This is a genomic window from Nocardioides sp. NPDC057577 (assembly GCF_042801335.1).
GTDB lineage: Bacteria > Actinomycetota > Actinomycetes > Propionibacteriales > Nocardioidaceae > Nocardioides.
Genome location: NZ_JBHVGB010000196.1, coordinates 1 through 11,075, shown reverse-complemented (window position 1 = coordinate 11,075; position 11,075 = coordinate 1). Strand labels below are relative to the sequence as shown.

9 protein-coding genes are annotated in these 11,075 nt (G+C 70.3%); 5 read left to right on the top strand and 4 right to left on the bottom strand.

Translation table 11 applies throughout. The features are described from left to right. Positions 1-47: 47 nt before the first annotated feature. Positions 48-698, bottom strand: a complete 651-nt coding sequence (locus ACFU7D_RS25860; RefSeq protein ID WP_378872809.1) for a TetR/AcrR family transcriptional regulator — start codon at positions 696-698, stop codon at positions 48-50. 95 nt (positions 699-793) lie between these two features. Between ACFU7D_RS25860 and ACFU7D_RS25855 the strand changes: the two genes are divergently transcribed. Beyond that, entirely contained in the window at positions 794-1,999 is a 1,206-nt protein-coding gene (locus ACFU7D_RS25855) for an FAD-dependent monooxygenase (RefSeq protein WP_378872805.1), read from the top strand. 10 nt (positions 2,000-2,009) lie between these two features. On the opposite strand, the gene ACFU7D_RS25850 is transcribed toward ACFU7D_RS25855, so the two are convergent. Then, positions 2,010-2,264, bottom strand: a complete 255-nt coding sequence (locus ACFU7D_RS25850) for a hypothetical protein (protein WP_378872803.1) — start codon at positions 2,262-2,264, stop codon at positions 2,010-2,012. After that, on the bottom strand, positions 2,261-3,559 hold the full coding sequence (locus ACFU7D_RS25845; protein ID WP_378872801.1) for a PspC domain-containing protein: 1,299 nt from the start codon (positions 3,557-3,559) through the stop codon (positions 2,261-2,263). The genes ACFU7D_RS25850 and ACFU7D_RS25845 overlap by 4 nt, the downstream gene beginning before the upstream one ends. A gap of 124 nt (positions 3,560-3,683) precedes the next feature. Here ACFU7D_RS25845 and ACFU7D_RS25840 point away from each other — a divergent pair, with 124 nt between their 5' ends. Both ACFU7D_RS25840 and ACFU7D_RS25835 read left to right on the top strand, forming a co-directional pair. Next, entirely contained in the window at positions 3,684-5,006 is a 1,323-nt protein-coding gene (locus ACFU7D_RS25840; protein ID WP_378872799.1) for a PspC domain-containing protein, read from the top strand. Continuing rightward, positions 5,003-5,650, top strand: a complete 648-nt coding sequence (locus tag ACFU7D_RS25835) for a response regulator transcription factor (protein ID WP_091052906.1) — start codon at positions 5,003-5,005, stop codon at positions 5,648-5,650. The genes ACFU7D_RS25840 and ACFU7D_RS25835 overlap by 4 nt, the downstream gene beginning before the upstream one ends. 4 nt (positions 5,651-5,654) lie before the next feature. Here the strand turns inward: ACFU7D_RS25835 and ACFU7D_RS25830 are convergent, their stop codons facing one another. Further along, a complete protein-coding gene (locus ACFU7D_RS25830; protein WP_378872797.1) occupies positions 5,655-7,925 on the bottom strand; it encodes a SulP family inorganic anion transporter in 2,271 nt (756 codons plus the stop codon). Positions 7,926-8,097: 172 nt separating this feature from the next. On the opposite strand from ACFU7D_RS25830, the gene ACFU7D_RS25825 reads away from it, so the two are divergent. After that, positions 8,098-8,457 (top strand): hypothetical protein, encoded by a 360-nt coding sequence (locus tag ACFU7D_RS25825; protein ID WP_378872794.1) that lies wholly within the window; start codon positions 8,098-8,100, stop codon positions 8,455-8,457. A gap of 40 nt (positions 8,458-8,497) precedes the next feature. Then, entirely contained in the window at positions 8,498-10,957 is a 2,460-nt protein-coding gene (pcrA, locus tag ACFU7D_RS25820) for a DNA helicase PcrA (RefSeq protein WP_378872791.1), read from the top strand. The last annotated feature ends 118 nt before the right edge of the window (positions 10,958-11,075 follow it).

Genomic DNA, 11,075 nt, shown 5'->3' with positions numbered 1-11,075 from the left:
GGTCGGCGGCCCACCCCAGCCACGAAAACCAGTCCAGGCGAAGAGCCCTAATTAAGCGCCCGATCAAACTGCTCCTCCGTGATAGCCGGAGCCCCAAAGGCAGAAGGCGCATCCCGCCGAGTCCGCAGCCCGTCGAGCACGAGCGTGACGTAGCGCCGCCACAGCTCAGGCGCCACGTCCCGGGTGTGATGAGTGACCGCCCCGAGCATCAGCTGGATCAGCGGGAAGTCGACGGGCGAGAGATCGTCCCGGAGCTCACCTGCCTCCTGGGCGCGACTGATGAGGGCGGTGGTGGCAGGCTGGAATCCGTTCCGGGCATCCACGAAAGCGTCGGCGGTGCCGCGGTCGCGCTCGAGGACGAGCTCGCGGAGCCCGCGGTTCTCGGCGAAGTCGCGCGCGGAGGCGACGAAGAACTCCTCGAAGCCTTGCCATGGGTCGGGGTTGGTCAGCGCCACCTCGGCATGCTCGGCAAGGCGTCGTACGGCCCCCATGAGCACGGCCTCGATGAGCTCTTCGCGGTTGGCGAAGCGGCGGTAGACGGTGCCGACGCCGACACCGGCATGACGGGCGACGTCGTCGAGCGTGACGTCGATGCCTCGGGACGCGAAGAGCTCCTGGGCCGCGGCGATGAGCCGCTGGCGGTTGCGCTCGGCGTCGGCGCGCAGGGGCCGAGTGCGCTGGGTCGGGGACATACTCATGACTCCATCCTAACAAAATGGAGGACTCATCTCCGGTTAGTGCTACGCTCGAATTTAACCGGAGAAAGTGTCTCCGCTTGGGAGGAGAGATGACCATGGCCACGCCACGTGCGTTGATCGTCGGGATGGGCATCGCGGGGCTGGCGACCGCGATGCGGCTGCGCGAGATCGGCTGGGAGCCGGTGATCGTGGAACGTGCCCCGGAACGCCGGTCGGCCGGCTACTTCGTCGGACTGTTCGAGACCGGCCGCGCGACCGCGCAGCGCATGGGTGTGCTCGACGCGATCGGGAACCGTACGGACCGGGACGGGATGACGTACGACGTCGACCGGTCCGGCACGAAGCGCCGGCCGGGCATGGGCTATGCCGACCTGCCCGGCGACCCACGTCTCATCCTGCGCGGCGACATCGAGGCGGCGCTCTACGACCAGGCCGCCGGGACCACCGAGATCCGGTACGGCACCAGCCCCGCCGCGATCGACGAGCATGCCGACGGGGTCGACGTGACCCTGCGGACCACCGACGGCCACGAGAGCACCGAACGCTTCGACCTCGTCGTGGGCGCCGACGGCCTCCGCTCGACCGTACGCCGCCTGGTCTTCGGCCCTGACGAGGAGCTGATGCGGCCGCTGAACCACATCATCGGCGTGGCTCTCCTCGAGGAGCAGGTGCCGGGCTTCGGGCCCTCCGACGGCCTCATCCTCGCCGAGGAGGGCCGCTCGGTGTGGGTGTTCGGCTTCGCTGACCACACGCCGACCGTGATGTTCTCCTACCGCACCGCCGACGAGAGCGCCCAGTTCCAGGGCGCGCCGATCGACCGGCTCCGCGACGCCTTCGGCCCCGAGCAGGCGGGACCGATCCTGGAGAACCTCTTCGACCAGTTCGAGGCCGCCGAGGACAGCCTGTTCGACTCGGTCCACCAGGTCGTGATGCCGACCTGGCACACCGACCGCGTCGTCCTGGTCGGCGACGCGGCCTGGTGCCTGACGCTCTACTCCGGGATGGGCGCCTCGACCGGCATCGCGGGTGCCGACCTGCTCGGCACGACGCTCGCCCGCAACCCCGGCAACACCGCGCGGGCGCTGCGGGAGTGGGAGCAGCGCCTGCGGCCGTTCATCGAGGTGCAGCAGCGCTCGGGACGTACCGACGGACTGGCCATGTTCGTGCCCCAGACCAGGCGCGACCTGATGATGCGCAACACGATGTCGCTGATCGGCGGCAACAAGGTCACCAGGGGTGCGTTCCGGTCGATGATCGCCGGCAAGTTCAAGGAGAAGTCGCTCGACGTCGCCGCGCCGTGACGCGTCGGGGTCAGCTCTTCCTGAGGAGCGCGGCGAGCAGACCGACCCCGCCGCCGACGATCCAGGGGAGCGGGAGGAGCCAGCGGAGGTCCTCGATGTCATGGATGACGACGGTGCCGCTGACGATCAGGGCCCAGACGACGACGAAGACGAGGAAGGCGAGGCCCATCACCAGGTGGCCGATGTTGACCGGGTGGCGACCGGTCGGCTTCTCCGCGGACGCCTGGTCCTCGAAGCGTGGCGGGGGAGCGTAGTCGTAGCTCACCGGATGCTCCTCTCGGGAGTGTCGACGAAGCGTACGGCTCGGGGGTCGCTCTCCTCGTAGACGTTGATCGCGCCGAGCTCCGCCGTCGCCGTCAGCCGAAGGTCGGCGTCCTTTGCGAGGCCGGGCTCGCTGCCTTCCTCACCGGCGACGTGCGTACGGGTCAGGACGAAGCCGCCGACGTCGCTGCGGGTCTCGTCGAAGACCTTCGCCTCGCCCAGGGCACCCATGGTGGCCTCGACCGAGACGGTGGCGTCGTCGGGGACGATCACGGTGATCTCCCCGAGCGTGCTGGTGATGTCCAGGTCGCGGCCCTCGAGCGTCTTCGGGTCGATGGCGCTCATGTCCAGGACGATCTCGCCGGCGTCGACCACGTAGGAGCTCTCCAGCGCGGCGACGGTCCGAGGGTGGGCCTCGACGCTGCTGCCGGTATCGAAGTCCGACGGGTCGATCATCGTGAGCGGCAGCGCGACCAGAGCCATCAGGCCGAGGAACATCAGTCCGCCCGCCCGGCCCCAGAACGCGCCGAGCACGAGGAAGCCACCGAAGACGGCCAGCAGCGCCGCCGGGTAGGCGCTGGTCGGGATCGGCGCCCAGTCGGCGACGTCGACGAGCCCGAGGATCCCCACGACCAGCGCGGCGACCGCGATGGCGCGACCGAACAGCAGCGGCGGACGCCGGCGGCCGGTCCGGGCGAGGGACGTGGTGGGATCGTAGGATCCGGGTGGCCACGGCGCCGGAAGAGAATGTGTCTGAGCTGCGGGAACGTCCATGCTCGTGGTTGCCGGCGACGCGGCAGGGGTCGGGGGAGGTCCGCCGCGCTTGCGGCCCCACTTGCCGCGGTTGGCGTACCAGAGCGCGACGACCCCGAGCACCGCGAGCCAGAACCAGGGGATGCTGGTGTCGCCGAACGCGTCCCCGAGCAGCGAGATCGCCGCGATCCCGCCGGCGATCCAGAGCAGGAGATTGCGGGCAGGTGGCCCGACGGGGATCATCCCGTCCTCGGCGCCGTCCTCGGGCACCAGCACCCAGGCCGCGACGTACACGATCCCGCCGGCGCCGCCGAAGAACACCGCGACCACCAGCATCACCCGCACCAGCAGGGGGTCGACGTCGAAGTGGCGTGCGATCCCACCCGCGACGCCGGCGATGTGCCGTCCCTCCGGAGAGGCATGGGTCGTACGCCGCAGGCCACTGAGGTTGCGCAGCTGCTCGCCACTGGGGCGGGTGCGCTTCTCGGAGACAGGCGGAGGCGGCTCCGGGGTAGGAGGCAGGGGTGCCTCGGGCGGGATCGTCACACCCCTACTCTGACTCCTTCGCACCCCGCAGACCATCAGGGACGGCCCTGAGTTCTCGATGAGCAAGGATCAGGGTGAATCCTCATGGCATGCGCCCGCGGTTGGTGTGACGATGGTTGTCATCATGACGACAACCCATGCGCCGACGGAGCTGCCGGCCCCGCCACCGCCCCCGCCACCGCCACCGGGGGTACGCCGCGCCTACCGCGACACCGACGCCTCGGTGATCGGCGGCGTGGCTGCCGGCCTGGCCGAGCACCTCGGCCTGCCGGTCCTGGCCGTGCGCGCGTTCTTCGTGGTGACCGCGGTCTTCAGCGGCTTCGGCGTGCTGCTCTACGCCGCCCTGTGGATCTTCATCCCCGCCGCGCCCCACCTGGAGCAGTCCACGCCGGGTGGCGAGAGCGCCACTCGCGGCGGCCGCCGGCCCTCCTCACGCCCGGGAGGCGTCGACAAGGGCCCGGCGATCGCGTTGCTCGCGCTCGGGTTCGGTGCCGTGGTGCTCTTCGACACGCTGCTCGGTGCCGGTGCGCTGATCTGGCCGGCGATGCTCGGTGTCGCCGGCGTCGCACTGCTGTGGCGCCAGGCGGACGCTGCCCAGCGAGAGCGCTGGATCGACGGCACCGGGCGCCTCGACCTGGTGCGGATGGTCTTCGGCAAAGGCGGCTGGCGGGCGTACGTCCGGGTCGGGGTCGGCGTCGGGCTGATGCTCTTCGCGGTGATCCTCGCCGGTGGCCAGCTCGACCTCGGCAACGCCACTGCGCTGGTCATCGCCGGGCTGATCGTGCTCGCCGCGGGATTCCTCGTCGCCGGGCCGTGGGTGCGCCAGCTCGCCAGCGACCTGGGCAGCGAGCGCGAGGAGCGGATCCGGAGCCAGGAGCGCGCCGACATGGCCGCGCACCTGCACGACTCGGTCCTCCAGACCTTGGCCCTGATCCAGCGCAACTCCGGCGATCCCGCGATGGTGCAGAAGCTGGCCCGCGCCCAGGAACGCGACCTGCGCGAATGGCTCTTCTCCACCCCCGCCGAGGCCGACGAGACGTTCGCGGCCGCGCTGAAGGCGGCCTCCGCCGAGGTCGAGGACGCCCACGGCGTGACCGTCGACGTGGTGGTCGTCGGCGACGGTCCCTTCGACGAGACCGTGCGCCCGATCGTCGCCGCCACCCGCGAGGCCGTCACCAACGCCGCCAAGCACGCCGGCACCGGCCGCGTCGACGTCTACGCCGAAGCGACCGACGAGGCCTACGAGGTCTTCGTCCGCGACCGGGGCGAAGGCTTCGTCCTGGACGAGGTCTCCGCCGACCGGCACGGCGTACGCGACAGCATCATCGACCGGATGTCGCGCCACGGCGGGTCGGCTGTGGTGAGATCGTCACCAGGTGAAGGCACCGAGGTGCGGCTGAAGCAGCCTCGCACGAAGGAGGCCGGGTATGAAGGAGAACGGACATGAGTGAGGTCAAGGTCGTCATCGTCGACGACCACGCGATGTTCCGCACGGGCGTACGCGCCGAGCTGAGCCGGTCGCCGGTGATCCGGATCGTCGGCGAGGCCGAGGACGTCGACACGGCGGTCAAGGCGATCGCCGAGGGCAAGCCCGACGTGGTGCTGCTCGACGTACATCTTCCCGGTGGCGGCGGTGTCGAGGTGATGCGCAAGGCGCCCGCCGTCGACGGCTCGCCGCGCTACCTCGCCCTGTCGGTCTCCGACGCGGCCGAGGACGTCATCGGCACCATCCGTGGGGGTGCCCGCGGCTACGTCACCAAGACCATCACCGGCGCCGAGCTGGTCGCCGCGATCCAGCGGGTCTCCGGGGGAGACGCGGTCTTCTCCCCGCGCCTGGCCGGCTTCGTGCTCGACGCCTTCGCCGGCACCATCGCCATCGCCGACATCGACGAGGATCTCGACCGCCTGACCGAACGAGAGCGCGAGGTGATGCGCCTCATCGCGCGCGGCTACTCTTACAAGGAGGTCGCCGGCGAGCTGTTCATCTCGATCAAGACGGTCGAGACCCACATGTCCAACGTGCTGCGCAAGCTGCAGCTGTCGAGCCGTCACGAGCTCACCCGCTGGGCCAACGACCGCCGCCTGCTCTGAGGCTCTAGGCAGGCTCCGGCGGGCGGGCCTCCATGAGGTGGGCGAGCTCGTCGGTCTCCGAGTCGGTCAGCGTCGTGAAGCTGTCGCCACGCAGGATCTGCATCGTGCCGTCGGAGATGTCCAGGAACAGGCCCACGAGACGTACGTCCCGGCCTTCCAGGATCTCCCCGAGACGGTCGATCATCACCGCGACGTTGACCTGGGACACCTGGTCGATCTCGCTCCGGCCGGCCGCGGCGGCCGCGGCGCCGACCGGGTGCCCGGCCTGCCACTCCTGGATCGCCGGAGCGGCGTGGCGCAGCCAGTCGCCGACCGGCCCGGCGGGCACCGTCCCGGCCCGGGTGCTCGCCAGCGCCGAGGTCATCGCCCCACAACGTGAGTGACCGCAGACGACGACGGTGTTGATGCCGAGGTCGTCCACGCCGAACAGCATCGGCGCCGCGACCGAGCTGTCCGGGCTGCCGGGCTCGGGCACGAGGTTGCCCATCGTGCGCACCGTCAGCAGGTCGCCCGGACCGCTCGAGGTGATCAGGTTCGGCACCACCCGGGAGTCGACGCAGGTCAGGAAGACCGCGTGCGGCTCCTGGCCGTCGGCCAGGCCCTCGTAGACCGGGCGCAGCGGTGCCGCGTGGCGGCGGTGGTACTCCCGGACGCCGAGGGCCAGTGGGTGGTGCCGGTCGGTGCGGTCGGCGCGTACGTCCTGCCAGGCGCTCCACGGCAACAGGCCGCGGGGGCTGATCGGAGGCGCCTTCAGCGCGCGCTCCTGGCGAGGCGCCTCGATGCCGTGGGGTCCGGAGTGCTCCACGATCACGGTGCCACCGGCGGCCTCGTAGCGAGCGCGCCAGTGGTCGAGCTGGTCGCGCCCGGCCGGGTCGAGGTAGTCGACCAGGAGGTCGAGCTCGACGACCTGGCCCTCCGGGATCTCGTCGAGCCTGCTCACCAGCTTCGGCGTCGCCAGGAACGAGAGGCTGCCGTGCACCTCGACCAGCCACTTCTCGCGGCCGTCGGCGGCCTGGCCGGCCGGCCGCACGTCGATCCGCACGTGGACCAGGCGCCACAGCACCAGGACCAGCGCGGCGACCAGGCCGATCAGGACACCCTCGATGAGGTTGAGCGCGAGCACGGCAGTGATGGTGAGGGCGTAGATCCACAGCTCGCCGCGGGCACGCGCCTGGGAGATATCGGCGGGCCGGACCAGGCCGGTGCCCATCATGATCAGCAGACCGGCCAGGGCCGCGAGCGGGATCTGCTCGACCAGTCCGACCAGGACCAGGGCGAAGAGGAGCACCCAGACGCCGTGCAGGATCGCGGAGACCCGGGTGCGGGCCCCTGCGGCGACGTTGGTCGAGCTGCGCACGATGACGCCGGTGACGGGGAGGCCGCCGAGACCTCCCGAGACGGTGTTGGCCAGCCCTTGGCCGATGAGCTCGCGGTTCAGGTTGCTGCGTGGGCCACCGTGCAGCTTGTCGACGGCGACCGCCGAGAGCAGGCTCTCGACGCTTGCGATCAGAGCCATGGTGAGCACCGCGCCGGCCACAGCGAGAGGAGTGCCTTCCGGCATCGCGATCGAGCCGATCTCATCGAGCAGGTCAGGGCCGAGGTGGACGCGCTCGGCACTCGGGAGCCAAGCGGCCGCGAGCAGGGTGATCGCCACGATGGCCACGAGCTGCCCGGGCACGGCGCGGACCCGCTGCGGCAGCCGCGGCCAGGCGAGCAGGATGCCGATCACGCCGAGCCCGGCCAGGACGGCGTCGATGTTGGGTTCCTGTGCGTTACCGACGATGTGCCGGATGTTCTCGATCGCGCTGGCCTGGGACCGGCCGCCGAGGGCGACGTTGAGCTGGCCGAGGACGATCGAGATCCCGATCGCGGCCAGCATTGCGCTGACGACGGTCGGCGAGATCGCCAATGCGTAGCGTCCGAGCCGGCTGGCGCCGAGCACGATCTGGAGAAGGCCGGCCATCAGGGTGATCGCGCAGGTCGCCTCCCACCCGAACTCGGCCACCGTCTCGGCGACGACGACGGTGAGGCCGGCGGCCGGGCCGCTGACCTGCAGTGGTGAGCCGCCGAAGACACCGGCGACGATGCCGCCTGCCGCGGCGGCGATCAGGCCCGCGGCGACGGGCGCACCGGAGGCGACGGCGATGCCGAGCGAGAGCGGCACGGCGACGAGGAAGACGACCAGCGAGGCCGGTACGTCGAAGCGAATGGTCTGGCGGAGCTGATCGAGCGGTCTGGACCCGCCGGTGGGCAGGGTCGGGCGAGGTGATGACACGTCAGAATCCTCCTTGCGGAGCCGAGAGCGATGGTGGCGGTCACCGTGAGCGTAGGCAGACAACCGAACATTCCCCAAGGCGAACGTGACCAAAATCGTGTGATCGTTCGAATACATGCCTCGAGGTGGTCCCGTCTGGCGGCCGCCGAGGCCGGGGATCTAGTCTGTGCGCATGGAGTTCGTGCGGCACATCCTGCTCGTCATTCACCTGCTCGGCTTCGCCGCGCTCTTCGGCGGCCTGCTGGTGCAGATCAAGGCCCCCGACAAGGTCGCCAACGGCCTGATGCGGGATGGCTCCGGCACCGCCTTCCTCGCCGGTCTGCTGCTCGTCGGCGTCCTCGAGATGGGCGACGGTCCGGTCGACCACGCCAAGGTCGGGGTGAAGCTCGTGATCGGCCTGGTCATCCTCGGCCTGGTGATGTCGCAGCTGCGCAAGCCCAAGATCGCCGACGGGCTCTACTGGACGATCTTCGGGCTGACGATCATCAACGTCTGCGTGGCGGTCTTCTGGTCCTCCGCGCACGTCTCCTGATCCGCGTCTTGTCGGTGCTGCGCTCTAGGCTGGAGCCAGCATGAGTACGCCTGACCAGACCCCTGTTGCCACCATCCCGGGCCTCGAGGCCTTCGCCTCGGCGCAGCCGGCCGACGAGCCGCGTGCGAAACGACGCGGACCGAGCACCGAGGAGCTCCTCGACGGGCTCAACGAGCCCCAGAAGGCGGCCGTGCAGCACCAGGGCGCGCCCCTGCTGGTCGTCGCCGGTGCGGGCTCGGGCAAGACCCGGGTGCTGACCCGCCGGATCGCGTGGCTGATCTCCCAGCGCGGCGCCCACCCCGGCAGCATCCTGGCGATCACCTTCACCAACAAGGCCGCCGCCGAGATGAAGGAGCGCGTCGAGGCCCTGGTCGGCAAGCGGGCCCGGATCATGTGGGTCTCCACCTTCCACAGCGCCTGCGTGCGGATCCTCCGCAAGGAGATCGACAAGGTGGGGCTGAAGTCCAACTTCTCGATCTACGACGCCCAGGACCAGAAGCGGCTGATGCAGCTGGTGCTCACCGACCTCGACCTGGACCCGCGCCACTACCAGCCCGGCCAGGTGCTCAACTGGGTCAGCGACCAGAAGAACGAGCTGCGCGACGTCGAGGCGGCCGAGAAGGACGCGCGCAACCACCTCGAGCAGACCTACGTGGCGGCCTACAAGGAGTATCAGAAGCGCCTGCGGCAGGCGAACGCCTTCGACTTCGACGACCTGATCATGTCGACCGTCGAGCTCTTCCGCGCCTACCCGGAGGTGCGGGAGGTCTACCGGCGCCGGTTCCGGCATGTGCTGGTCGACGAATACCAGGACACCAACCACGCTCAGTACGCCCTGGTCCACGAGCTCTGCGCGGACCGGATGGACGACACCGCGCTGACCGACTCCTACGCCGACGACGCCCCGCGCAGCGACCCCGCCGAGCTGATGGTCGTCGGCGACGCCGACCAGTCGATCTACGCCTTCCGCGGCGCCAACATCCGCAACATCCTCGACTTCGAGCAGGACTTCCCCAACGCGACCACGATCCTGCTGGAGCAGAACTACCGTTCCACTCAGACGATCCTCACCGCCGCCAATGCGGTCATCAAGCACAACAAGGGTCGCAAGGAGAAGGCGCTGTGGAGCGACGCCGGCAACGGCGACCGCATCGTCGGCTACGTCGCCGACGACGAGCGCGACGAGGCCAGGTTCGTCTCCGACGAGATCGACAAGCTCGTCGACGGCGGGCTCAAGGCCGCCGACGTCGCCGTCTTCTACCGCACCAACGCCCAGTCGCGTGTCTTCGAGGAGGTGTTCATCCGCACCGGCCAGCCCTACAAGGTCGTCGGCGGTGTGCGCTTCTACGAGCGCAAGGAGGTGCGCGACGCCCTGGCCTACCTGCGCACCCTGGCCAACCCCGACGACCAGGTCTCGCTCCGAAGGATCCTCAACACCCCCAAGCGGGGCATCGGCGACCGCGCCGTGGCCTGCGTCAACGCGCTCGCCGAGCGCGACGGCCTGACCTTCTGGGACGCGCTGCAGAAGGCTGAGGACGCTCCCGGTCTGGCCACCCGGAGCCTGACCAACATCAAGGCCTTCGTCGCGATGGTCGAGGAGCTGCTGCAGATGGTCGCCGCCGGTGAGCGGGCCGACGTCATCTTGGAGACCGTGCTCGACCGATCGGGCTACCTCGCCTCGCTCGAGGAGTCCGACGACCCGCAGGACGAGACCCGCGTGGAGAACCTCGCCGAGCTCGTCGCCGTGGCCCGTGAGTTCTCCGACGACCCGGTCGCGGCCCCCAGCGCCGACCCGGCCGATGTCGACGCCGGCACGGTCGAGCCCGGTCTCGCCGACTTCTTGGAGCGGGTCGCGCTCGTCGCCGACACCGACCAGATCCCCGACGACGAGGACGGCGTGGTCACCCTGATGACCCTCCATACCGCCAAGGGCCTGGAGTTCCCGGCGGTCTTCCTCACCGGGATGGAGGACGGCGTCTTCCCGCACTCCCGGGCCCTCGGTGACGGCACCGAGCTCGAGGAGGAGCGCCGCCTGGCCTACGTCGGCATCACCCGCGCCGAGAAGCGGCTCTTCATCTCGCGTGCGGTCGTCCGGTCCGCGTGGGGCGCACCCTCGCACAACCCCGGCAGCCGTTTCCTCGACGAGCTCCCGGTCGACCTCGTCGACTGGCGGCGTACGGAGAAGGAGATGTCCTCGTGGGGCCGGCCGAACTTCGCCAACGACAGCTGGGGCGGTGGCCAGCGTCTCGGCCAGCCCACGGCCGCCGGCCGCCGCAACTTCTCCTCCGCCGCGCTCCGCGCCGACGTCGCTGCCAAGTCGAAGCCGGCCCGTGAGGTGCCCTCGCTCGACCCGGGCGACCGCGTCACCCACGACTCCTTCGGCCTCGGCACCGTCGTCACCATCGAGGGCTCCGGTGACAAGCAGGTCGCGAGCATCGACTTCGGGGATACGGGGGTCAAGCGGTTGCTTCTCCGCTATGCCCCGGTCGAGAAGCTATGACTCGGGGCGGCCGAGGGCGCACGGGGGCACCAGGCGCGTAGGCGGCTGCTCCTCGTGAGACGCCGAGTCGGCGCAACGGCACGCCTCGCTCGCTTCGCTTCGCTCCAAGGCGTGCAGT